21 protein-coding genes and 1 tRNA gene are annotated in these 24,126 nt (G+C 32.2%); 3 read left to right on the top strand and 19 right to left on the bottom strand.

The window, feature by feature from the left end; all coding sequences use genetic code 11:
* Window positions 1-26 precede the first annotated feature (26 nt).
* From spoVT to purR, 11 genes are all read right to left on the bottom strand, one after another.
* A complete protein-coding gene (gene spoVT, locus CLCOS_RS01750) occupies window positions 27-584 on the bottom strand; it encodes a stage V sporulation protein T (RefSeq protein WP_013240742.1) in 558 nt (185 codons plus the stop codon).
* Window positions 585-742: 158 nt separating this feature from the next.
* On the bottom strand, window positions 743-1,768 hold the full coding sequence (locus CLCOS_RS01745) for a peptidylprolyl isomerase (RefSeq protein ID WP_013240743.1): 1,026 nt from the start codon (window positions 1,766-1,768) through the stop codon (window positions 743-745).
* 75 nt (window positions 1,769-1,843) lie between these two features.
* On the bottom strand, window positions 1,844-5,365 hold the full coding sequence (gene mfd / locus CLCOS_RS01740; RefSeq protein WP_063602027.1) for a transcription-repair coupling factor: 3,522 nt from the start codon (window positions 5,363-5,365) through the stop codon (window positions 1,844-1,846).
* A gap of 274 nt (window positions 5,366-5,639) precedes the next feature.
* Window positions 5,640-6,215: an aminoacyl-tRNA hydrolase gene (gene pth, locus CLCOS_RS01735; RefSeq protein ID WP_013240745.1), complete on the bottom strand. Its 576-nt coding sequence runs from the start codon at window positions 6,213-6,215 to the stop codon at window positions 5,640-5,642.
* Window positions 6,216-6,306: 91 nt separating this feature from the next.
* Window positions 6,307-7,485, bottom strand: coding sequence for a S1C family serine protease (locus tag CLCOS_RS01730; RefSeq protein ID WP_013240746.1), 1,179 nt, complete (start codon window positions 7,483-7,485; stop codon window positions 6,307-6,309).
* Between the two features lie 82 nt (window positions 7,486-7,567).
* On the bottom strand, window positions 7,568-8,983 hold the full coding sequence (locus CLCOS_RS01725; RefSeq protein ID WP_013240747.1) for a sensor histidine kinase: 1,416 nt from the start codon (window positions 8,981-8,983) through the stop codon (window positions 7,568-7,570).
* Window positions 8,984-9,670, bottom strand: coding sequence for a response regulator transcription factor (locus CLCOS_RS01720; protein WP_013240748.1), 687 nt, complete (start codon window positions 9,668-9,670; stop codon window positions 8,984-8,986).
* A gap of 214 nt (window positions 9,671-9,884) precedes the next feature.
* Window positions 9,885-10,844 (bottom strand): ribose-phosphate diphosphokinase, encoded by a 960-nt coding sequence (locus CLCOS_RS01715; protein ID WP_013240749.1) that lies wholly within the window; start codon window positions 10,842-10,844, stop codon window positions 9,885-9,887.
* A gap of 22 nt (window positions 10,845-10,866) precedes the next feature.
* A complete protein-coding gene (glmU, locus tag CLCOS_RS01710; RefSeq protein ID WP_023162489.1) occupies window positions 10,867-12,237 on the bottom strand; it encodes a bifunctional UDP-N-acetylglucosamine diphosphorylase/glucosamine-1-phosphate N-acetyltransferase GlmU in 1,371 nt (456 codons plus the stop codon).
* A 184-nt stretch (window positions 12,238-12,421) separates the two neighbouring features.
* Entirely contained in the window at window positions 12,422-12,712 is a 291-nt protein-coding gene (gene spoVG, locus CLCOS_RS01705) for a septation regulator SpoVG (RefSeq protein WP_013240751.1), read from the bottom strand.
* A 101-nt stretch (window positions 12,713-12,813) separates the two neighbouring features.
* Window positions 12,814-13,629 (bottom strand): pur operon repressor, encoded by an 816-nt coding sequence (purR, locus tag CLCOS_RS01700; protein WP_063602028.1) that lies wholly within the window; start codon window positions 13,627-13,629, stop codon window positions 12,814-12,816.
* Between the two features lie 263 nt (window positions 13,630-13,892).
* Here purR and murC point away from each other — a divergent pair, with 263 nt between their 5' ends.
* From murC to CLCOS_RS01685, 3 genes are all read left to right on the top strand, one after another.
* Entirely contained in the window at window positions 13,893-15,266 is a 1,374-nt protein-coding gene (gene murC / locus CLCOS_RS01695) for a UDP-N-acetylmuramate--L-alanine ligase (RefSeq protein WP_063602029.1), read from the top strand.
* A gap of 66 nt (window positions 15,267-15,332) precedes the next feature.
* Complete coding sequence (locus CLCOS_RS01690; protein ID WP_023162491.1) at window positions 15,333-15,656, top strand: hypothetical protein; 324 nt, start codon at window positions 15,333-15,335, stop codon at window positions 15,654-15,656.
* 326 nt (window positions 15,657-15,982) lie between these two features.
* Window positions 15,983-16,058, top strand: a tRNA-Pro gene (locus CLCOS_RS01685).
* Between the two features lie 140 nt (window positions 16,059-16,198).
* Here CLCOS_RS01685 and CLCOS_RS01680 read toward each other — a convergent pair.
* The 8 genes from CLCOS_RS01680 to CLCOS_RS01645 form a co-directional block, all read right to left on the bottom strand.
* Entirely contained in the window at window positions 16,199-16,564 is a 366-nt protein-coding gene (locus CLCOS_RS01680) for an Ig-like domain-containing protein (RefSeq protein ID WP_063602030.1), read from the bottom strand.
* A gap of 113 nt (window positions 16,565-16,677) precedes the next feature.
* A complete protein-coding gene (locus CLCOS_RS01675; RefSeq protein ID WP_063602031.1) occupies window positions 16,678-17,046 on the bottom strand; it encodes a hypothetical protein in 369 nt (122 codons plus the stop codon).
* Between the two features lie 24 nt (window positions 17,047-17,070).
* Window positions 17,071-17,748 (bottom strand): peptidoglycan recognition protein family protein, encoded by a 678-nt coding sequence (locus tag CLCOS_RS01670; protein ID WP_063602032.1) that lies wholly within the window; start codon window positions 17,746-17,748, stop codon window positions 17,071-17,073.
* Between the two features lie 15 nt (window positions 17,749-17,763).
* Window positions 17,764-17,967 (bottom strand): BhlA/UviB family holin-like peptide, encoded by a 204-nt coding sequence (locus tag CLCOS_RS01665; RefSeq protein WP_063602033.1) that lies wholly within the window; start codon window positions 17,965-17,967, stop codon window positions 17,764-17,766.
* Window positions 17,968-17,977: 10 nt separating this feature from the next.
* Window positions 17,978-22,759, bottom strand: coding sequence for a phage tail spike protein (locus CLCOS_RS01660; RefSeq protein WP_063602034.1), 4,782 nt, complete (start codon window positions 22,757-22,759; stop codon window positions 17,978-17,980).
* A 24-nt stretch (window positions 22,760-22,783) separates the two neighbouring features.
* Window positions 22,784-23,008, bottom strand: coding sequence for a hypothetical protein (locus CLCOS_RS01655; RefSeq protein ID WP_063602035.1), 225 nt, complete (start codon window positions 23,006-23,008; stop codon window positions 22,784-22,786).
* A 15-nt stretch (window positions 23,009-23,023) separates the two neighbouring features.
* Window positions 23,024-23,272, bottom strand: coding sequence for a hypothetical protein (locus tag CLCOS_RS01650; protein WP_063602036.1), 249 nt, complete (start codon window positions 23,270-23,272; stop codon window positions 23,024-23,026).
* A gap of 56 nt (window positions 23,273-23,328) precedes the next feature.
* Window positions 23,329-24,126, bottom strand: a complete 798-nt coding sequence (locus tag CLCOS_RS01645; RefSeq protein WP_063602037.1) for a hypothetical protein — start codon at window positions 24,124-24,126, stop codon at window positions 23,329-23,331.

Here is a 24,126-nt window from a genome sequence, read left to right as displayed (position 1 = left end):
TAAATGGCAGCTAATGCTGCCATTATCTATTGTTCCATTTGTTTGCCTAAAAAGGATGATGCAGTTTCAGCTAGCTTTATCTCCATATCTCCAAAGTTAGCTTTTTCTTTAGATACTATTATTACAGCTCCAATTGCATCACCTCCTGCTATTATAGGGCATATAATTTGAGCTGAGTACTTACCCTGTACATCCTCATCATCATACAAAGGAATAATTCCATCTTCATCCTTATCCCCAGCTATGGAAACCGTTTTTCTATTATCTATTAACTTTTCTAGTTCATTACTTATCTTTTTTCCCATATATTCTTTTTTAGGTATACCGCTAATTGACACCATGCTGTCTTTATCACATATCATAATTATATTTCCTATAGTTTGTTGAAGTGATTCTGTATATCCTTTTGAAACATCACTAAGTTCTCCAATAGGGGAATATTTTTTTAATATAACCCCACCTTCTCTATCGGTAAATATCTCAAGAGGATCTCCTTCTCTTATTCTAAGAGTTCTTCTTATTTCTTTTGGTATGACAACTCTACCTAAGTCATCTATACGTCTAACAATTCCTGTTGCTTTCATACTATAATTCCTCCTATAAAATATAATATATAACTTGTATTATTATTATCTTTCTAAATATGCAATTTTATACACAATTGTTATTTAAATTAGAAAAATAAAAAGAACTGCAGCACAATTGCTACAGTTCTTTTCTACCTATTTAAATAAAAATTAATTTACATAATATTTTTTTCTTTTTTAGTTATACTTGCGGCTTTTTTCCACTCTTGAACTTTTTGAGAAACTAATTTACTCTTTTGATCACTTTCCAGCTGCTTCTTTATATCATCTTTAACTTTGTTAAAATCCTTAACTGGGTATTCCTGCTTTTTTATACACTTGATTATATGATATCCGAAACTACTTTGAACTGGATCTGATATGGCACCTTCTTTTAATGCTTTTGCTCCTGCCATAAATTGAGCATCATACCCTGAATCATTATAATTTACAAATCCTAAGTCTCCACCTTTATCTTTAGTAGCGGTATCCTGAGAAACTTCTTTTGCAACCTTTGCAAAATCCTCTCCCTTATCTAACCTTGCTTTCACTTTTTGTGCTTCATCTTTTGTCTTTACAAGTATATGAGCTAAATGCATTTTATCAGGCTGCTCTGTATACTTATCCTTATTTGCATTGTAATAGTCTTTAATTTGTTTATCTGTTACCTTTACACTTTTTGCAAGGTAATTACTTATGTTTGTTTCTATTGCTTGAGTTTTCAATTGTGCTAGAAACATAGTCTTAAATGATTCCTCAGTAAATCCCTGTGCTTTTAATGCTGCATCAAATTGACTGGTATCACCTTTAAAATTCTGCTTTTTAATATCATCAATCTTTTTATCCATGTCTGATTTTAATTTACTTTCATCTGGTAGAAGCTTTAACTCTTTAGCTTTTTGTTCGATTACTTTAGTAGTAATCATATTGTCAAGTATCTGTTCTTTTTGGGTTTTAATAGCACTAGTAGCTTCATCATTTTTTGCATAGTCTGAACCATATTGTTGTTTAGCTTGACTTAGCAATTGGATTGTATTTGGATCTTTATCTAAATCACCCCTTGTGATTTTTTCTCCATTAACTGTTGCCACAGTACTATTAGCTATAGCTTCTGGTGTTTTTTCTATCATATTACATCCTGCAGTTGAAAATGCGAACACTGTTATAAATGCAGCAGCCACCAACCTTTTTATATTCTTCACGGTTTATTCCCCCACTCTTTTTGTGTTTTGCAAAATATAAATTAATTTTAACACAAAACTATTTTTACTACAAAGCTATTTTTGTTCATATATTTTTAGCATATATTTCACAATTTCCTTAATCTGATGTAAAATATCTTCTCTTTTTACATTTTTTAATTTATATCCAAACCCGGGCTTTTTATTCATCTTCAACACAAACTCATGTGGATAAGTTTTAAACAGTTCCCTAAGCACATTTTTGTCAACCCTATCCTGATCTTGAAATGAAAAAACAACTTCGTCCTTTATTTCTTTTATCTCCTCTATTCCAATTTTCTTACTCATACTTCTTATATAGGCTATATCCATCAAGTTGTATACTGAAGTTGGTATATCAGAGAATCTATCTTCCAATTCCTCTTTTATATCAAGCATATCATCATATGAACTTATAGCTGCTATTTTCTTATATATTTCTATTTTCTGAACTTCACTCTTTATATAATTATCAGGTATATATGCATCTATTTTCAATTCTACAGTAGTTTCTACAGGTTCTTTGTCTATATCTCCTTTTATAAGCTTTATAGTGTCCTCCAGCATCCTACAATAGAGATCATATCCTACAGCAGCCATATGACCATGCTGTGATGCTCCCATCATATTACCTGCACCTCTTATTTCCAAATCTTTTAGTGCTATTTTAAACCCAGATCCAAGTTCAGTAAATTCTTTAATAGCTTTAAGCCTTTTTTCTGCTACTTCCGTAAGAACCTTATCTCTCCTATAGCTCAAGTAACAGTAAGCCATTCTATTAGTTCTTCCAACCCTTCCTCTTAATTGATATAGTTGTGATAAGCCCATTTTATCGGCATCATATATTATCATTGTATTTACATTCTGTATATCCATACCAGTTTCTATAATAGTAGTTGCCACTAAAACATTATACTCATTTTTCATAAAATCAACTATTATATTTTCAAGTTCTCTTTCTTGCATTTGTCCGTGAGCTACGGCTACTTTTGCTTCTGGAATTAGTTTGGCTATGTAAGAAGCCATTTCTTTTATGCTCTCAACTCTATTATAGACAAAATAAACCTGTCCTCCTCTATTTATTTCTCTTAGTATTGCATCTCTTATTAATTGATCATTATATTCCACTACATAAGTTTGAATTGGATATCTTTCCTCTGGAGGTGTCTCTATAACACTTATATCTCTAGCCCCTACGAGAGACATATGTAATGTCCTAGGTATAGGTGTAGCACTTAACGTAAGTACGTCTACATTTTTTCTAATCTTTTTGATCTTTTCCTTATGACTTACTCCAAACCTCTGTTCCTCATCTATTATAAGAAGTCCTAAATCTTTAAATTGTACATCCTTTTGTAATATTCTGTGAGTACCAATTAATATATCAACATCTCCTACTTTAACTGCCTTTATGGATGCTTTTTGCTGTGCTGTTGTTCTAAACCTGCTTATCATATCTATTTTTACAGGAAAATCAGAAAACCTTTGAACAAAATTATTATAATGTTGTTGAGCAAGTATGGTAGTTGGAACTAAAAATGCAACTTGCTTTCCATCCATAACAGCCTTAAAAGCGGCCCTTACTGCCACTTCTGTTTTTCCATATCCTACATCCCCACAAAGTAATCTGTCCATTACCTTATCTGATTCCATATCTTGCTTTATATCCTGTATAGTTGTAAGTTGATCTGGAGTCTCTTCATAAGGGAATTCATCCTCAAACTGTTTTTGCCATACTGTATCCTTTGAATACTTGTAACCTTTTAGAGTAGACCTAATTGCATATAATTTTACTAAATCTTCAGCTATTTCCTCTATTGATTTCTTTACCTTTTTCTTAGCTTTGGCCCAATCTGATCCTCCCAATTTACTTACTTTGGGGCTCTTTCCTTCAGAACCTATATATTTTTGCACCATATCCAGTTGTTCTACAGGTACATACAATTTATCTTCTGAGTCATATATAAGTTCCAAATAATCTTTCTTGTGACCTTGAACTTCCAACTGCTTTATGCCTTTGTATATTCCTATACCATGATTTACATGTACTACAAAATCCCCAGGTTTAAGTTCTGTAAAGCTTTTTATTTTGCTTACTCCTTTTTTAAGAACCTTCCTTGTATTCTTCTTTTTTGCTTCCCCAAAAACTTCTTTATCTGATATGACCCCTAGTTTAAAATCCGGATATTCAAAACCCTTGAGTTGGCTTCCAAAAGTTATAACAACTTCCCCTGATTTAATCTCATGAATAACATCTCTATAACTACTTTCTATGCCTTTTTCTCGTAAAGTGTCTACCAATCTTTCTCCTCTAGGTCTTGTTCCAGATAAGATCAAAATTTTATAACCTCTAGACTTTTTATCCTTTATATCCTCAATAAGTAAATCTATCTGTCCTTGGTAACTATTTAGAGTTATCTGAGAAAAATTAGTTATAGTTTTAGGTTGAATAACCTTAGAAGACTTAGCAATAGCATCTAAGGTCATAATTTCCTTATTTTTAAGTTCTTCAAATAAATCAGATTTTGCACATAACATTTTACTCTGTTTGGGGAGTATATTTCCCCTTTCTAAAAGATTTTTATAATTTTCTTCAAATTCAAAATATACACTATCTAATTTCCCGGAGCATCTCTGCACATCATCCATAACTACAAAATAGTCCTTAGCATAATCAAGGAAAGAAGCAGGCTTATCATAAAAATATGGAAGAAAACTATCAATATTTTCAAAGCTCCAGTTCTCCTCTAGACTCTCTAAGTTTTTCTTTGTTAACTCATCTATTCTATCCAATGCTTCTTTATTCTTGCTTTTTTCTAATTTTTTTTCTACTAAAGCTGCGTCATCTTCTATACTTTTTCTTCCCTTTTGAATCTTCTCCTTATCAAGAATAATCTCTTTAGCAGGAAATATTTCTATACTGTCTAATTTATCAATACTTCTCTGCGATTCTAAATTTAAAGTTCTAATAGATTCTACTTCATCCCCAAATAGCTCTATTCTATATGCTTCTGCAGCTATTGGTGAGTATACATCCATTATGTCACCTCTTATGGAAAATTGGCCTTTTGAATCCACAATCTCATTTTTTTCATATCCACTTTGAACCAATTTCTCACTTATATCTTTTAAATTTAAAGCCTCCCCTACAGATATGTTAATTATATAATTTTCATATAACCCTACAGGTATATATGCAGAGGCTAAAGATTCCACACAAGTTATTATAATTTTTCTACCTGTATCTATCATTTTCCTTATTACCTTTAATCTTTCCCACCTCAGGTCTCCCGATATGGCATCTATATTATAAAATACCATCTCTTTAGTAGGAAAATAATATACTTCTGCTAAATAAAGGGATAGATCTTCATATAGTTTTCTGGCTTCTACATCACTATGAGTAACAATTAGGAAAGGCTTGTCTATTTCGTTATACACTCCATATATTAAGTAACTTTTAGCTGACTCTGAAAGTCCAAATACCCCTATAGGGAATTTTTTTTTGCTTATTTCATCAATAATATTTCTAAATTCTCTACTCTCCCTCATAGGTTTTATAAGTCCATCTAATCTCATTTTAACAACCACCCTACAAATTTTATTCATCCAACTCTAGATAAATATTGCACTTAAGTTTTTTAATTTAACGCACAACAACCGTTAATCTCTTTGTTTAAAGAGATTATACGGTATCAACTGACTTATTTTGTAATAAGCTTTATCCGATCGCTACCATTGCTAACCCCCCCTCTTCTATCAAAGTAGGGGATAAGCACTGCTACGCGCCTGGATAAGTTCTTCTAAAGTTCAGCTGGAAAAAGTTGTCCTTATAAGCAAACTCCATCTGAACCTAAGAATCACTTGATATTTTTAATCCATTGAACTTATTCATAGCTTCTTCTACTCCACAATTTATGAGACATTCTAATACATCTGCGCTAGTTTCTAAAACTTTTTCTATATCATTTCTTTCATTTATGTCAAATTTTCCCAAAACATGAGATACAAGATCCCCTTTAGGCTGTCCAATCCCTACTTTTATTCTTGGGAATACATCTGTACCTAAATTTGCTATTACGCTCTTTATGCCATTATGTCCTCCAGCACTTCCATGTTTTCTTATTCTAATTCTTCCAATTTCAAGGTCTATATCATCATATATAATTATTATATTGCTGCTTTTTATCTTAAAAAAATTTGCAGCCTCTATTACACTCTCTCCACTCAAATTCATATAAGTACTCGGTTTTAATAACATTACTTTATTATCTGCTATTATGCCTTCTCCATAGGTTCCTTTAAATTTTTCCCTATTTATAGGAATATTATACTTACTACTTATTAAATCTACAGCATCAAACCCTATATTGTGTCTTGTATGCTGATACTTAGTTCCTATATTTCCTAATCCAACTATTAAAAACATTATTTCACTCCAATCTCAATACTATATTAAATCCATTACATAATATATATTATACTAAAAGACATAAATAATAAAGAGACCAAAAGTCTCTTTATTTATTTCCCTTCAATTCAGAGAGAACTACTTCCACTTTTATAGTCTTACCATCTCTCCAAATTTCGGCATCAACCTTTTCTCCAATTTTATGACTTTCTATTATTTCTTCTATATCTGATACATCTCTTACCTTTTTATCATCTACCTGCATTATTATATCCGTAGGCTTTATACCAGCAACGGCAGCCCCACTATCTTTTTCTACCTGTTCAACATAAACTCCCTGAATTTTATCATCCTCTGACACTACACTTTCTCCAGATATACCCAAATAAGGTCTCGATACTTTTCCACTGTTCATAAGTGATTTTATTATATTCTTTGCTTCATTTATGTCTATAGCAAAGCCCATTCCCTCTGCATTTAAATTAGCACCTATTTTTAAACTATTTATGCCTATAACATTGCCTTGTAAATCACAAAGAGGTCCACCGCTGTTTCCTGGATTTATAGCTGCATCTGTCTGAATAACTTTATATATTGATCCATTATACTCTATCTTCCTGTTTAATGCACTTATTATTCCTGCCGTAACAGATCCCGCAAACTGCTCGCCTAATGAATTTCCTATGGCAATTGCAGTATCGCCAACCTTTACTTTTGAAGAATCTCCAAATCTAACTACGGGAAGGTTTTTTGCATCCACTTTTATTACGGCTAAATCAGATCTTTGATCTGCTCCTAATACAGAAGCATTTAATATCTTATTACTTGAAAGCTTAACAGTAATCTTATCCGCTCCTTGCACTACATGATAATTAGTAACTATATATCCATTAGAATCAATTATTACTCCAGATCCACTTCCTGCATCCTGCAATCCAAAATATCCTTCTGATTTATTACTTATTCCTACTACTGCAGGACCAACAGTTTCAGCTACTTCTGTTATAGAATTTTCCTTCGTATTTTCAGATTTATCTTTTACTTCACTATTATCTTGCTTTGGTTCAACTAACATTCGATTATCAGGTGTATACATTTTAGAGGCCTGTTTTTTATTAATTACATATGCTCCAGATATACCTCCAGAAACTGCAGCTACTAGTACAACACAAAATAAACTAGCTATTTTCTTTATATTTGACCTTTTCTTACTATTTACAAACTTTATTTTTGCCTCATCATCTTTTACATTTTCCCAATTAGCATCCTTTATGTTATCATCATTCATTAATTACACCTCATAATCTCTAAACTTAGAGTAATTATAATAAAAAAATTTTACACAAATATGAACAGAATGTAATTATTCCTTAAACCCTCTTTAAAGTGAAAGTAAACATAATTCCCTTAGGTTCCTTATTTTCAGCCCATATATCTTCACCTAATTGGGTAAGTATACTTCTTACAATAGAAAGTCCAAGCCCTGTACTCACTTTTGAAGTTCTGGATTTGTCCACCTTATAAAACCTATCCCATATATGTTTTAAATCTGACTCCGGTATACCTGATCCATCATTATAAACAGATACAACTGCCTTTTCACCTTTAACCTTAGTTGAAACTTTTATATTTCCACCAATATCTGAATATTTTATAGCATTATCAACTAAATTTGTAACAACCTGAGTTATCCTGTCTTTATCTGCAGCTACATACAACTTATTATCTTCCAGCAATACATCTACTTTTAGTTTCTTATTGTTTATTTTAGTTTCAAATTTTATAACACATAGTCTTATAATCTCATTTATATCTACTTCTTCTATTCTAAGTTTAAATTCACCAGCTTCAATTGCAGATAAATCCAAAAGATCATTTACAAGCCTTGTAAGTCTTTGTATCTCTGAATAAGTAACTGACAGATAATAGTTCTGTTTTTCTGCTGGAATAACTCCATCAATCATTCCCCCAATAAATCCTTTTATAGAAGTTATTGGAGATCTTATTTCATGAGATACATTGGATATAAACTCTCTTCTATGCTTTTCTACTTTTTCTAATGAATCTGCCATAATGTTAAAGGATTTCGCAAGTTCTCCAATTTCATCTTTGGATTCTATATGAACTCTCTTTTCAACTTCTCCTTTAGATATCTTATCTGCTACATGATTTATTTTTTTAAGGGGATTTATTATTATTTTTTGTGATAAATAGTAAATTACAATGCAGCATATTATAATGGCCAAAACAGCTGATATCCATATAATCTCATACACTCTCTTTAGAGGGCTCTTTAATTCACTTATAGAAGTATGCATCATTATAGCACCTCTGAAAACTCCATTCGAAAAAATAGGTATTTCAAATGTATGAACTGGAGTTGTAAATATACCTGGGTAATTTTGTATCTTATTAACTGTTTTATTCTCTCTAAGGTCTTGTAAATCTTTGGTAACTATTTGTCTAGAAGTAGCTATCAGTTTTTTATGCTCGCTTTTTGATACAGAATAAATATATCCGTAATTATCAACTAGCCATATATCTGCTGATAAATACTTTCCTATGTAACTTAAAGTTTCATTTATATTATCTGAAGTCAAATTTCCATTTAAATACTGTATAGCTTTATATTCTATAAGCTGAGATTCTCTAAGCATCTCTACTTTCCTCTGTTGAAAATAATAACTTTCAAACCAATAGGATAAAAAACCTGACGTCATTACAAAACTAACTATAATGATTCCAGTAAACGCAACCATAAGTTTTGAAAATAACCCCTTTTTCATTTACTTCACCTCAAATTTATATCCCACACCCCACACAGTTTCTATTTGCCAATTTGGTCCTCCTTGAAGCTTTTCCCTTAATCTCTTAACATGTACATCTACAGTTCTAGAATCTCCTGGATAATCGTAACCCCAAACTTCACATAAAAGTTGTTCTCTAGTAAATACTCTGTTTTTATTACTTGCAAGATAATGTAGTAGTTCAAACTCTTTCGGTGGCATTTTTATTTCATCATCTTTATAAACTACTGTATATGAATTTATATCAATAGTTAGTTGATTAAACTTTAGCACTTCCTTGTTTTCGTTATCCACACTATACCTTCTAAGTACCGCCTTAATTCTAGCTAGCATTTCCTTGGCCTCAAAAGGTTTAACTATATAGTCATCTGCTCCCAATTCAAGACCTAAAACCTTATCAAAAGTTTCTCCTTTTGCAGTAAGCATAATTACAGGTGTCTCATATTCTTTTCTTATCCATTTGAGTACATCTATTCCATCTATATTTGGAAGCATTATATCTAAAAGCACTAAATCCGGTTTATATTCTAAAAACATAGTTTCCGCTGTCTTACCATCATTAACAACCTTTGTCTCATATCCTGCACTTTCTACGTACATTTTTATTACTTCACATATATTTTCATCATCATCTACTATTAAAATTTTACCTATAGACCCTTCCATAATTTCACCCTCCTAAATAAATATTGATATATGAATACCTCATCAATCATGTTATTTATAATAAAGAAAATTTCCCTATATTAAATTTATCACATATTCTTGTATAAATAATAATATATTATCAAAAGTTACAAATAAGTCATAAATACTACGTACGCTTTAATATTTTTAATTAAAAGGCATGTAGAATATATTTTCTACATGCCTTTTAATTCTAATCTTCAAATAATTTACTTACAGAAACATCTTCATATATTCTTTTTATAGCTTCTGCAAATACTGGAGCTATAGATAGTATCTTAAATTTATCCAACATTTTGCTGTCAGGTAAGTTTATAGTATTCAACATTATTAGTTCTTTTATAACAGAATCCTTTATTCTCTCTATTGCTGGTCCTGATAATACTGCATGTGTGCAGCAAGCATAAACTTCTTTTGCTCCGCGTTTCATAAGAGCATTAGCACCATTTGTTATTGTTCCAGCTGTATCTATCATATCATCCACTAATATAACTGTTTTTCCTTCTATATCCCCAATTATATTCATTACTTCTGATACATTAGCTTTTGGTCTTCTCTTGTCAATAATAGCTATACTTGCATTTAACTTGTCGGCAAATTTTCTTGCCCTTGTTACACTTCCAAGGTCTGGTGAAACTACAACTATGTCATCTCTCTTGTCAAATTCCTTTTGTATAAAATACTTTGCAAGAATAGGTGCTCCCAAAAGATGATCTAAAGGTATATTGAAATATCCTTGAATTTGTGCTGCATGCAAATCCATTGTAAGTACTCTGTCTGCCCCAGCAGCAGTTAATATATCTGCTACAAGTTTTGCTGTAATTGGATCTCTTGCCTTAGCTTTTCTGTCCTGTCTAGCATATCCGTAATAAGGCATTACTGCTGTTATTCTCCCTGCTGACGCTCTTTTAAATGCATCAATCATAATTAAAAGCTCCATCAAATTATCATTTACAGGGTCATTTGTTGATTGAACTATAAATACGTCCATTCCTCTAACTGTCTCATTAATATCTACAGATATTTCTCCGTCACTAAATGTAGAAACTTTAGAATTTCCAACTTTAGTTCCTAAAATATCCGCTATTTGCTTAGCTAATTCAGGATGAGAATTGCCTGCAAAAATTTTAATGTTTTTACCATGGGTTATCATTATGTAAAGCCCTCCTAAAATTTTATTTCTTTAATCCTTTTTTATATACCCAATTTTCCTTATTTATTTGTCGTGCCCTAGCTACTGCTAACGCTCCTTCTGGAACTTCATCTGTTATTGTAGAACCTGCTGCTATATAAGTATCGTCATTAACTTTAACTGGAGAGATCAAATTTGTATTACATCCTATAAATGAATTGTTTCCAATTAACGTCTTATTCTTTTTCTTTCCATCATAATTTACTACTACAGTTCCACAGCCAAAATTGCATCCACTTCCAACTTCCGCATCTCCTATATATGTCAAATGAGACACTTTTGTCTTATCACCTATAGTTGACTTCTTTACTTCCACAAAATCGCCTATTCTTACAGACTTACCTATTGTACTTTCAGGCCTTATGTATGCAAAAGGTCCTACAGTAGTATTTTCTCCTATAGTACTATCTAGTATTACTGAACTTTGAATTGTTACATTATCTTGTATTGTACTATTTTGTATTCTAGAATTAGGATACAATGTACAATTTTCGCCCACTACAGTATTACCCTGAAGTACATTTCCAGGATATAATATAGTATCTTTACCTATTTTAACGTCTAACTCTATGTAAGTATTATCAGCATCAATAAGAGTAACACCGTTTTCCATATGTTTTCTATTTATTCTTTTTCTCATAATTCTTTCAGCTTCTGAAAGCTGAACCCTTGAGTTAACTCCCATAGTCTCCTCAAATGGAATTGGTAATGCTCCAACTTTTTTTTCTTGACCTTTCAATATTTCTATGACATCAGTCAAATAATATTCGCCTTGAGCGTTATCGTTATGTATTTTATCTAGGCTTTCCATTAAGCTCTCTATGTCAAAGCAGTACATTCCTGAATTTATCTCATTTACTCTAAGCTCTTCCTCTGAGCAATCTTTATGTTCAACTATTTTAGATACTTCTCCATTTTTTTCTCTAATAATTCTTCCATATCCAGAAGGATCTTTCACTAAAGAAGTGAGTATAGTAGCTTTATATTCACCTTCATTATGAAAGCTTAGCATCTTTTTTATGGTATCCTCTTTTATTAAAGGTGCATCTCCTGTAAATATAGCTACAGTTCCCTTTTTATCCTTTAAAAAGCTTGCCGAACATAAAACTGCATTTCCTGTACCCAATTGTTTTTCCTGAAAAGAATAACTTACATTCCTGCTTTCAGTATGTTTTTTTACCTCATCTGAACCTTTGCCAATTACCACATCTATATTTTTTATTTGTGCTTTCTTTACAGTATCAATAACTATATTCACCATTTCTCTTCCGCAAACCTTATGAAGTACTTTAGGATTAGATGATTTCATCCTTTTTCCTTCTCCAGCCGCCAATATTATAGCACAATTATACATTTTAACACCTCTTTATGGTTATAAGCTTCAATTTTATACATTATATTATTAAAACATCCTATAATATTATATTTTATATGAAAATTATTTGCAACCTTATAAATAACTTTCGGATAATAATTTTTTAAATGTATTTTCAAAATTATTAAGGAATAATAAAAGGGAGTATAAATACTCCCTTTTATTATTCCTTAACCTTTTCTTCGGTAACAGTTTCTTCACTTTTTACTTTTTCATACTCATCAAGAATTGCCTTTTGTATTTTCTCCCTTGTTTGAGTATTTATAGGGTGAGCAATGTCTTTAAACTCTCCATCAGGAGTCTTTCTACTTGGCATTGCTATAAAAAGACCATTTTGACCTTCTATAACTTTTATATCGTGAACTACGAATTCGTTATCAAAGGTTACTGAAACAATAGCTTTCATCTTACCCTCTGCTGCAATTTTTCTTACCCTAACGTCTGTAATTTGCATATAAATCCACCTCCAAGATGCTTATGTATATACTATTCTCTATATTTTGTATTTTTCCTTCCTATTTTATTAAAAATAAATAAAATTTTTTGAAAATTTTATTAGTTAAACATTTTAGAAGGAAATAGAATTGCATTTCCACTTTCATCAATGCCTTTAAAATCAACTAGTGACACATAGTCTTCAACTAATTTGTTAGCTATTCCTATATTGTCTATTAAAATTCCTATTCCTAAAAGTTCACTTTCAAATTCCTTCAAAAGATCTACTATACCTTTAGCAGTTCCTCCTGCTTTCATAAAGTCATCAATAAAAATACACTTACTTCCTTTCTTCAATGCCTTCTTAGACAAAGACATATTTTGAATTCTTCCTGTAGAACCTGATACATAATTTATAGTTAAAGTAGAGCCTTCAGTAAATTTCGTTTCCCTTCTTACAACTACAAGTTGAACTCCAAGCATCCTGGCTACTTCATAAGCTAGTGGAATTCCCTTTGTCTCAACAGTAACTACATAATCAATATCCTTTTCTATAAAAATAGATGCCAATATCAATCCGGCCGTGTATATTATCTTAGGGTTAAACATTATATCTGTCATATATAAAAAATTCCCTGGTATTATTCTTTCTCTATCTTTCAAAATAATACATAATTTTTCAGCAAATTCCCTTTTCTTTTCATTAGACATACCACATACATATTTAATTCCCCCTGCTGCTCCTGATACAGTATTTATTTTTCCCATGTCCAATTTATTTAAAGTATCCTTCACTACTACAATATCCTCACTCACAGTAGACTTTGCAGTATTAAACATTTCTGTGAAGTTATTCAAACCCATTATTTTATTAGGGTTTTCAAGTAAGATTTTTGTTACTGCAGCTATTCTCTGATTTCTACTAAACTTTTGCATTCTATCACCCATCTATATAATTTTACGAATAATATGTTATTATTTTATTCTATTATTCATATTGTATTCTAAAAAATGTTATTTATCAACACCTATTTACTACAAGCTCAACTAGTAACTTAAGAATTTATCTCTTCAAAGTTTTTAAAAAGTTTAGGGTTCAAATATTGTAAATTATAAATTATATCCATAAAGTTATGTTTTTTAATTAATTTTTGTATATAATTATTAGATGAGTTAGTTAAATTAAAGGAGTGATTTAGTTGTCATTTGATTTTATAAAAAATAAGAAAGTACATTTTATAGGTATAGGCGGAGTAAGCATGAGTGCTTTAGCTGAAATTTTATTAGAAAAGGGTTCTAAAGTATCTGGTTCAGATATAAAAACTTCTCCTGCAACAGAAAAATTAAAATCAAAAGGAGCTACAATTTATATAGGACAAATCAGTGAAAATATAAAGCCAGATATAGATTTAGTTATATATACTGCCGCAATCCAAAAAAATAATGAGGAATTTTTAAAAGCTAAAACCTTGAACATTCCTCTAATGTCCAGAGCTGAGCTTTTAGGTCATATAATGAAAGGGCATAAGTATAATGTAGCTGTAGCAGGTACCCATGGTAAAACCACAACTACATCCATGCTGTCATGTATTACGCTTAAAGCAGATTTAGATCCTACCATATTAGTAGGAGGAAACTTGGACAATATAAATGGTAATGTAAGAATAGGAAACAGCTCTTATTTCATTACTGAAGCTTGTGAATACAAAGGATCTTTTCTGAAATTTTTTCCATCCATAGGAGTAATTTTAAATATAGATGCAGATCATCTTGATTATTATAAAGACATAGATGATATACAAAATGCCTTTATAAAATTTGCAAATTTAATTCCAGAAAAAGGATACTTAGTTGGTTGTGCGGATGATGCAAGGATGAAAAATGTTATATCAAATGTTAACTGCAACGTATTAACTTATGGAATTAATGCTGGTGACATTACAGCTAAAAATATATGTTTTGATGAAAAAAGTTGTGCATCCTTTGATATATACAAAAATGATGTTAAAATATCATCTTTACATTTGAATGTTCCAGGTAAACACAATATATTAAATGCACTGGCAAGTACAGCCGTATCTTTAATCTTAGATATATCCACTGATAACATAAAAATGGGATTGGAAAACTTTAAAGGTACTCACAGAAGATTTGAGTTGAAAGGTAAAAAACAAGGCATAACAGTAATAGACGATTATGCTCATCATCCTACTGAAATAAAAGCAACTTTAAATGCTGCTATAAATTACCCTCACAAGAGAATAATTTGTGTATTTCAGCCCCATACTTTTTCAAGAACTATAAGCTTATTTAAAGAATTTACTGAGGCTTTCGACAACGTAGATGAATTAATTTTGGCAAATATATATCCTGCAAGAGAAAAAGACACTGGCAAGGTAAGTTCTGCTATGCTGTCTAAAGAAATTGCAAAACGTGGTATAAAGTCCACTAATATCTCAGACTTTAAATCCATAGTTGATTATTTAAAATCTAATTTAAAAGATGGAGATCTTCTTTTAACTGTAGGTGCAGGAGATGTATTTAAAGTAGGAGAAATGTATTTAAGCGAATAATTCGAGTGTAAAATACCTCCAATAGGGTAATACTATAGATTAATAAACCTATTGGAGGTGTTTTATTTGAAAAATTTTTTAATATCTGCTTCAGTAGACGTAATTTTAATTCTATTATCATACTTTTTGTTTCAAAAAATAATAAGTGGCCCTACAAGGCACAAACTATATAAAAAGTTTTTTAGTTCTTTTGCTAAATTTGTAATTTATATTTTTATAATCAGCATACTTTTAACAGGCATAACTGCACTAATATTATATAGAACCTCTTACATAGCTTATATAAATATAATATCACCGGCCCTAGTATCAGTACTAGTTGGATTTCTCATGTCTACAGTTCCTACAAGAGGCGAAGGCGATAATGAGGATAAAATGAAGAGTATATGATACTGTATTTTTAATTAATGGTTAAGAATGAAGAATTAATAATTAATGTAGATTTTTTTCGTTATACTACAAAAAATCTTTGATTAAGCTTTTCACCACTCGTTTCGCTAAAGCAAAACATTACTAAACACTGACTTATATATTTAAAGATTTTTGCAATAGCTAAAAATCACCCTTATTAATTCTTAACTTGCGAAGCTTTGCTTCGCAATATTTTTATTTTTGTGATAACAGGAAATTATCCTCAATTACAAATCGTGCATTGTGCACTACAGTTTACAAGTATCTTGTGTTTTCTTTATATATGGTATAAAATAGCATATGAGCGGGGTGTAGCGCAGATGGTAGCGCGCTTGCTTCGGGAGCAAGAGGTCGCAGGTTCAAATCCTGTCACTCCGACCATTGATATAGGTAGGTTTAATGTGATTTGAATTTATTAGTGTTTTTAATAATACCCACCTTTCACCCACCTTTTCTCAAATTTATATAAAGTCTATAGAAATACAAAAACTCCAGCTTAGTTTTAAGCTGGAGTTTTTGTATTAATGTGTACGCTGATTAACCACAAACTGCATTGTGACGGGTTCTTTTAATTTTTGTCCGTTTATTGCTGTTGCATTTGTTATTTTTAAAATATAAGTCCCTGGCTGATAGCTTAAAACTGGTGTAACTGTTACTTTATTATTATTTTTATCTACTAATATTCCCCCCATTATTCCACCATCTTCACCAGTTTTCCCATTGATGTTGGTAACTGTAGCTTCAACCTCTTGAATTGGTTGGCTAAAGGTTATGGTCCATATTTTATTCCAAGCTACATTATATCTTGGTTCAAGTGTTTTTGCTGAAACTGAACTTGTAAAGACTAAAGTAAAAAACATTGCCAATATAGCTATTTTCTTTTTCATGATTTTATCCCCTTTATACATCAAATTTCTTATTACTATATATTATAACAAAATAGCCATATTTTACACAAAAAAATAAAACCTAGCAGGAATTGCCCCCACTAGGTTTAAAATTATTTCTGTACTGTTTTATATTTATTTACTTCCAATACAGTAGCCTTTATAGTGTTATAGATTTCTGTGTCGGACAAGCCTGTCTTTCCAGCCACAAACTCTAAAACTTTAGAATGTTTAAGAGTTCCATCCCAATCAAATTCTTTTCCTAGCTGTTCAACCGTTTTAACTGCCTCCTGAACAACTTGTTTATCTTTATTGTATAGCTCTATACCCATAGACTGCTTTATAGCTTCCTGCTGTTTTTGAATTAAATCCTGTTTACTATCCAAATAACCTTTTAGCTGTCTTCTTCCTATCTCTAAAATTGTTCCTATACCAGCTCCCACTACAGGGATTATTATACTATTTACTATCATTGTATTCATTTTTCATTACCTCCAAATTTTAAATTAAAATAATTTCTTTTGACCGCCTTGTCCTTTATTGTTGTTCCATGTAACCATAGGAGCTCCACCTTTACGAATAGTTATATAATTTCCACGATCTAAGTGGATTCCCATGTCTCCGTCAGTTCTTTTTTCAATATAAAAACAACCTAATATTGGCATTATATTAGGTCCTGTTGGAATAAATTCATCATATTTTGGGACTGATACTGATTGTGTAGGTGTGTCCTCTTTTGATGCACTTACAATTAAATCCTTAATTTCTTGTAATGGATAGTTGGTACCTGGACAATCTGTAGAATAAAATTCCTTATGTCCTCCTATGGTCTTGATGTTATATTTACCCTTAATATATTTACAAAGTTCTATTATTGCATTTTTCTGTATTTCTGGCATAGTTTCACTCATATATTCACCTTCGGCACAAATACCAATAGAATGGTCATTTTCACCCGGGCAATGTGCTCCAACAACATTCTCTGGTCTGCCTGTATAAACTTGTCCTGCTTTTGTAACAAAATAGTGATAGCCAATTCCTGCCCATCCTCTTTGCTTATGCCACTGATCTATATCATACACACTACAATGACTAGCCTCTGCATGATGCAGGACTATTGTATCTGGCTTATTTCCATATTCCATGTTGCTCCTAAAACTTAAATTACTTTGAATAATATTCATAAAATCATTTCCCTTCTATTTAAATATTTTATCTTTTACCTCTGCCACATCTTTTTTAACATCCTCTAATATATTAAATTTATCTGTAAGCTTGCTTATAATATCTTGGTATTTTTCTTCTCTCTTGCTATTTTCATTTAGCACAAAGAAAAGCAGTACTACGAATAGCACTGCCCAAAGTCCCTGATTAATTGCAATTTTAATTATCTCATTTTCCATCTCACACCTCCTAATAATTTGACCACTGTACATATCCTGCTGGAATAGTACAGTAATGTGTTTCATCCCAGTGTATCTTAAGGCTTCCATCTACGGCATGTTCTATATAAAACCACTGACTAGAACTTGCATATATCTTACTACCTGCTGCGCCAAAGTTTCCAGATTGATGCGGCATATCTGATTCAACCAAAATCCTTTCATTATTTATTTTTCCTGCCTGTTGTCCTATATAAGATACAGTTTCATTATTGGCATTTCTTACTGCAACCATAGGACCTATATTGCTATCCGCATACACTGCCACCCTTACAACACCATTTGCATCCTTCAAATTTATTACACCAGAATCATAGCCATCTGATGCGCTTAATTCTACTTTAGAAGATCCAGACGCATCATTCAAAATTAATGTGCCGCCCTGGTTCCCTGAAGATGCGAATTTATTTGAACCTAAGATTACATTCTTGACACCGTAGTTATCATAAACATATATCCTGCCACCTTCTACATCTGGAGTGGCATCTATAAGTAGTGTGCCATAGTCTGTATAACTTAAGGTAGTTATTGTTAAATCTACATAATCAATTTGCAGATAAGCATTTGATGTGGCGCTATAAATTAAAATGTTTATATTTCCATCATCATCTATATAGTCACTGTTATAATACCCCACTGATTGTCCATCATCTGTAAAAGTAAAAGTTTGCACCTTGTAAGTTCCATCATCCGCCCAGCTACCACCTCTTGAATATCTACCTTCAGTATTGTTCCACATGGAAAAATTAACGTTAACCTCTCCACTATAATAAGTACTTGCACCAATTTTTAAATCTATCTTACCTATAGATTGACGTAAGGCCGCAACCTGTTGTGTAGTAGTACCGCCTAAAACTCCATACTGCCTTTGATATTCTGCTAAAAGGTTATATTTTATAAAAGCATAGCAATAAGTTGAGCCACTTGGAACAACACCTAAAATATTGCTATCTCCAGATGCGGAAATTTTTGAAATATCAGTTGGAGTTAAAGCTGTTCCAGAGGTAGCCTGTGTTGGTGTAGGTCTTGAAGTTGTGGAATAACCCTGATAACCACTTATGTTACTTGTACTAAACTCCATATTATGCGCGTATATAGTAACTCCACTTGTTTCCCTGACTAATAAGTTGGTTGCATTTACGGCTCCATCAATGTTTGCCGCCTTGACATGAAGGTTTGTTGAATCAACATTTCCACCGTCTATTGTAGTTTGTCCTGGTGTCATTAGGTTTGTCATTGTAACATAGCCATTCAGATTAATTTTACTTGCATCTATTGCTACAGTAGTAGCTGACTGGTTTATGAGGGATGCAATATAATTGCCATTATAATCATTTTGAGATACTTTAAGAGCAATATTATCTGCATTTTGCTTTATTTCAGTGGTATGAGTATCTATTTGAGTTTGTACATCTTCAGGGGCTGGTGTCCAATCTGTAGCTTTGTTACCTAATTCCACTTTTAAATTAGAAATTGTAACTGTACCGGTTATATAATCTAATCGAATCCATATATCTTTATTATTACCTACTGTTCGATTTGGTAAAGTTAATGTAGTCTTGTTACTTCCTGTTGTAACATTATTTAGCTGTATAGAATTACCCACCCAACCATAATTATCTGAAAAACCTACTGTCAATCTTGCATCATTTCCCAAAGTTGTTCCTACGCCTATAGAATAATCATAAGATATTGTTACAACTTTTCCAGACAAATCAGTAGTTAAGTCACTAGGATTAAATATCTCATTTTCTTTGCCTGTTCCTACTCGAGTTAATACTTTACTGTTTGGTACATAGTTTCTTCCACCTATTTGTATATTAGCTATACTTGTATTTATATCTGTTTGGCTTACCTTACTATTGATACTATTATTTAATATTTGTAGCTCTGCTGAATAATCCGAGGTATTAACTTTACTATTTATTGCACTGCTTAAATTGGAAACTGTACTATTAAAAGCACTTGATTCCACTTTTAGATTTATTGCATTTTGCAATACAGATACTTGACTATCTGTATAACTTTTAGCTATAGTTTTCGTTGTATCGATTTGTTCTTGTACATCCTCCGGTGCAGGACTCCAATCCGTGGCCTTGTTTCCTATTTCTAATTTACACTCCTTAATATAATTTAGAGTTTCACCAGGTTCTATTGAATGTATTATTTCCAGAGTAGCACTCCCTATCGGAGAAATAAAAGTATATTTATTGTACCCTTCTAAGGTATCATTATAATAAGCCTCATAATAAGCATTATAAGTCCAATTTGGCCAAGACAATGAGATTATGTTGCCATCAATATCTCTAAACCTAACTCTAATGCCATATTTTTGGTTAGTAGCATCTCTTTTAAAACTAATAGTATAAGTTTGGCCAGCTACTATAGGAATTTTATTACCTACAAAAAAATTATACCCTGTATAAGGACCAAGTATATCTTTATCTCTGCAATAGTTTCTTCCACCTATTTGTACACCATCTATTGCTGTGGCGATATCACCTTGGCTAGCTTTTCCACTTATAGTAGTAGACATATTAGTAAATTGTACATCTAGTCCTTGTCCATTTAACAATACCTTAGAGCCCTGTATGCTAGTAGTTCCACCGTTGATAGCAGTAACTACGGAATTAATGTCAAGTTTAGTTCCTTGAATATTTGCATCTCCTGCAATTTTAGAATCTGTTATACTGCCCTCAGTTATTCCTTCTCTTTTAACCCCAGTTTCATCCATAAGAACTGTGGTACCATCAGCTCCACGAACCCTAAAACCATAGATAGAGCCATCACCATTAACATCACCAAGACTAACTCTCTCATATAGGCTGTTATCTGGCTTTACTGCAAATACTTGAAGCCTATTGCCTCGAATTAAAAGCCTTTGGTTTACTCCTGCCACATCTACTTTACTAGTGTCTATTGTTCCAGAGGTTATCTTACTGGCTTCAATCTCTGAAATTTGAGCGGTACCTATAGAAGCTTTAGCAATTTGTGAAGTTCCTACGGCTTCACTTGCAATTAAGGCTGATGTTATTTGAGAACCACCAATCTTAGCTGTAGTAATAGCCGCATCCTGTATATTGGAAGTTCCTACGGCTTCAGTCCCTATGGTTGCATTAGTTATTTGAGCTATACCAATATTAGCTGTTTTTATTTCTCCAGTACCAATTTTAGCGGAGGTTATACACGCATCTTTTATGTTAGCTGTATCTATTGCGGCGGTGACTATCTTTGCGTTGGTAATACTTGCATCTTGAATATTAGCAGTACCTATGGCGGCAGTGGCTATTTTCGCATTAGTTATTTGTGCATCACCAATTTTAGCAGTAGTGATTGCGGCTGTTTGAATATTTGAGGTACCTACTGCCTCAACTCCTATTTTGGCATTTATAATAGCAGCATCTGTTATCTTGGCACTTGTTATAGAGGCATCATCTATAGCAGCGGTAGTTATGGCGGCAGTACCTATCTTAGCACTTGTTATACACGCATCCTTTATATTGGCGGTATCAATTGCGGCGGTGGCAATCTTAGCATTAGTAATGTTTGCATCTGCTATGTTTGCGGTTTTTATCTCAGCTATTCCTATTTTGGCAGAGGTTATAGTTGCATTTGCTATATTAGCATTAGTTATAGTCAAATTAGCAACCTTAGTACCTGTAATAGTACCATCTTTTACTTTGTCACCGTCTACCGCATCAATCTTATCACCATTCACTCCAGCACCATCTGGAGTGGTTATATCATCCACAGAATCAGAAGTCTTTTCAAATTTTAATTGTAAATCTTCTAACTGCTCATACTGGCTGTTTAATTCAACCTCGTTATTCTCTGGCTCGAATGGGTAGTCTGTAGTCTTAACAATTCTAACTACTTCCATTATCTGCTTGTTATCATCAACTACTTTTATAAAATCACCAAGTTGATATTTAAGGAAAGCATATGAATCAGGCATAAGGTTTGCCAAATCAAGCACCTTTGCTTTATACGCTATAGCCGGAACGGAAAGCAGTTCTAATTTTTGTATTGCATCTTCCTTAAGTGCGTTTTTATCCGTGTACTGGTCTGCTTTCCAGTATGCAGTTATACGTTGGTTGCAATATTGGTAATTCTCTACATATTCCAGCCCAGCGTTTATATCTGATATTTTCAGACCATCTTTTCCTATAGGTATTAATCTAGTACAAAAATCATAGCTTGTACTTTGAACCTCTAAACCCTGCATATTCAGCTTATCTACAAAGTAAGCATTACTTACACCATTACTAAGAGTCTCTCTAAATATTACGACCTTGTTTTTAGCGTCATATTTAATGTTGCACATATAGAGGTCTGCTAATTTCTGAAGTATATCAAGTGCGGTAGAAGTTGTCATACTTAAACTTCTAAGTTTAGTTACATCACTATCTATCGTCCATCCTGTACCTGCTACTGCATTATTAGCTAGTAGAGACAATGTGACATTTTCCCTTGTAAATCCATCAATTGTCCTATCTTTTAAATCATCTGTATTTACTGTGGCCACAATATCTGTATAATTCTCAACACCAGGGTTAACTTCTTTAATAACATATTCCTGGTCTGGAGTAAGCACAAATTCCTGATTCTTTATTAATTTGCAAAAGTTATCTACACCCTGTGGATAAGAAAAAGAAAGGGTATCATTTCCTTGTAAATCCCTTTCTATTTTTACATCCTTGGCATTTGGAAGTGGAGCAATCTTTTCTCCCTGTGTATTTTCCAGTATAAGCATTGTTTACTCCCTCCCTTTTAAAATTTATTTAATATCTGCCGCCACGCTTTGATTGGCCAGATTAATTATATTTACAGTTGAATTTAATGCCATTACCTCCTTTATTACCTTTCCATCTGCCACAACTTGTACTAAGTAATTCCCTTTGCTTTTAGACGGGTCAACTACTTTAGGCTGAAGTTCTGCTTTCTGCTGTCTACTTTGCGCCTGTCTTTTTTCTAAATCCTTCAATTTTTTATTCTTACTCATTTATAATCACTCTCCCTATGCAAATAATCCAAAGCCAAGCTCTTTAGCTCTTGCCTTAACTGCTGTTTCAAAGTCAGTAAATTGTGTCTGTGCATCCGTAGCATTAGCAGTTATTAAATCCTTATTACTTACATTAATAGTAGTGTTTATATTCTGATTTCCACCATCTATGTTGGCACTCACATAAGCAGCTACTACCATATTTCCATTTGTGTCCTTTAAAGTTATCTGTGCATTTAAATTTATAGTTTCATTAATATTCATTTTTACATCATCCTCTTTTATTTTATTTTTTATTAAAAAAAGAGCCTTTTACAGCTCTATATAAATCTAGGTTTATATGAAATTGTTATTCTAATTTGTACGGTTCCACTTAAACTTTCTAACCCTACAGGTATGCTGTTTAGTCCTGGCTGAAGTGTAACAAAGTCACCCCAAAAATCTTTAAAATCATTTGCCACAGCAAAATCGACACCTTGATATACCAAACACCTTTCACTATCAACTGTTAATTCCATGCCCTTGTAAAGTGGCCTTATTATAAATCCATTCTTAATCCATCCATTAGTACTAGTATCTACATTGGACGGCACGTTGAATTTAAAGTTCTGGTCTGAATCAGCCGACAATATTTGCGCATTTATAATAATAGGAACTGGTATATTACCCTGTATGTTTTTATCTATGGATGTATCTTTCGTTCCGTCAAAATTTATATCAATCCACTGACTGACTAGTGGCAAGTATGCGTATGGGGCTTTTAAAGTTACTTCTATTGTGTATATTCCAATGCCTAACTGCTCCGGTGTTCCTGTATCTGTTATAATGCAATCATAATAAAAAGCAGAATCATCAAATTTTAGTGTGCATTTTTCAAGTGCCGCCACTAAGTTACTTACATTCTTCAAGGCATTGTCATTATCATTGTCTGAGCCATTATTAATAAAAAATGTTAACTTAAGTGTTTTATACTTTTCCTGCTTGCCAAAGTAAAGAGGATTCATAGCATTTTTAAGCCAATCATCATATACTGCTACTTCACATAAGCTAATTTCTTTATGCGTCAATATTGCATTGTAAGCCGTGCTATCAGTATCATTAATCAATACACTAGGCAT

It is taken from the genome of Clostridium coskatii (genome assembly GCF_001675205.1).
Taxonomy (GTDB): Bacteria; Bacillota; Clostridia; order Clostridiales; family Clostridiaceae; genus Clostridium_B; species Clostridium_B ljungdahlii.
Note: the sequence above shows the minus strand (reverse complement) of the source record. Positions and strands in the feature narration are given on the sequence as shown.

Excerpts from the sequence above, each read along its gene's own strand:
- spoVT (WP_013240742.1), bottom strand. The coding sequence starts at position 584 with ATGAAAGCAACAGGAATTGTTAGACGTATAGATGACTTAGGTAGAGTT.
- mfd (WP_063602027.1), bottom strand. The coding sequence starts at position 5,365 with ATGAGATTAGATGGACTTATAAAACCTATGAGGGAGAGTAGAGAATTT.
- pth (WP_013240745.1), bottom strand. The coding sequence starts at position 6,215 with ATGTTTTTAATAGTTGGATTAGGAAATATAGGAACTAAGTATCAGCAT.
- CLCOS_RS01730 (WP_013240746.1), bottom strand. The coding sequence starts at position 7,485 with ATGAATGATGATAACATAAAGGATGCTAATTGGGAAAATGTAAAAGAT.
- CLCOS_RS01725 (WP_013240747.1), bottom strand. The coding sequence starts at position 8,983 with ATGAAAAAGGGGTTATTTTCAAAACTTATGGTTGCGTTTACTGGAATC.
- CLCOS_RS01720 (WP_013240748.1), bottom strand. The coding sequence starts at position 9,670 with ATGGAAGGGTCTATAGGTAAAATTTTAATAGTAGATGATGATGAAAAT.
- CLCOS_RS01715 (WP_013240749.1), bottom strand. The coding sequence starts at position 10,844 with ATGATAACCCATGGTAAAAACATTAAAATTTTTGCAGGCAATTCTCAT.
- glmU (WP_023162489.1), bottom strand. The coding sequence starts at position 12,237 with ATGTATAATTGTGCTATAATATTGGCGGCTGGAGAAGGAAAAAGGATG.
- spoVG (WP_013240751.1), bottom strand. The coding sequence starts at position 12,712 with ATGCAAATTACAGACGTTAGGGTAAGAAAAATTGCAGCAGAGGGTAAG.
- purR (WP_063602028.1), bottom strand. The coding sequence starts at position 13,629 with ATGCAAAAGTTTAGTAGAAATCAGAGAATAGCTGCAGTAACAAAAATC.
- CLCOS_RS01680 (WP_063602030.1), bottom strand. The coding sequence starts at position 16,564 with ATGAAAAAGAAAATAGCTATATTGGCAATGTTTTTTACTTTAGTCTTT.
- CLCOS_RS01675 (WP_063602031.1), bottom strand. The coding sequence starts at position 17,046 with ATGAATACAATGATAGTAAATAGTATAATAATCCCTGTAGTGGGAGCT.
- CLCOS_RS01670 (WP_063602032.1), bottom strand. The coding sequence starts at position 17,748 with ATGAATATTATTCAAAGTAATTTAAGTTTTAGGAGCAACATGGAATAT.
- CLCOS_RS01665 (WP_063602033.1), bottom strand. The coding sequence starts at position 17,967 with ATGGAAAATGAGATAATTAAAATTGCAATTAATCAGGGACTTTGGGCA.
- CLCOS_RS01660 (WP_063602034.1), bottom strand. The coding sequence starts at position 22,759 with ATGCTTATACTGGAAAATACACAGGGAGAAAAGATTGCTCCACTTCCA.
- CLCOS_RS01655 (WP_063602035.1), bottom strand. The coding sequence starts at position 23,008 with ATGAGTAAGAATAAAAAATTGAAGGATTTAGAAAAAAGACAGGCGCAA.
- CLCOS_RS01650 (WP_063602036.1), bottom strand. The coding sequence starts at position 23,272 with ATGAATATTAATGAAACTATAAATTTAAATGCACAGATAACTTTAAAG.
- CLCOS_RS01645 (WP_063602037.1), bottom strand. The coding sequence starts at position 24,126 with ATGCCTAGTGTATTGATTAATGATACTGATAGCACGGCTTACAATGCA.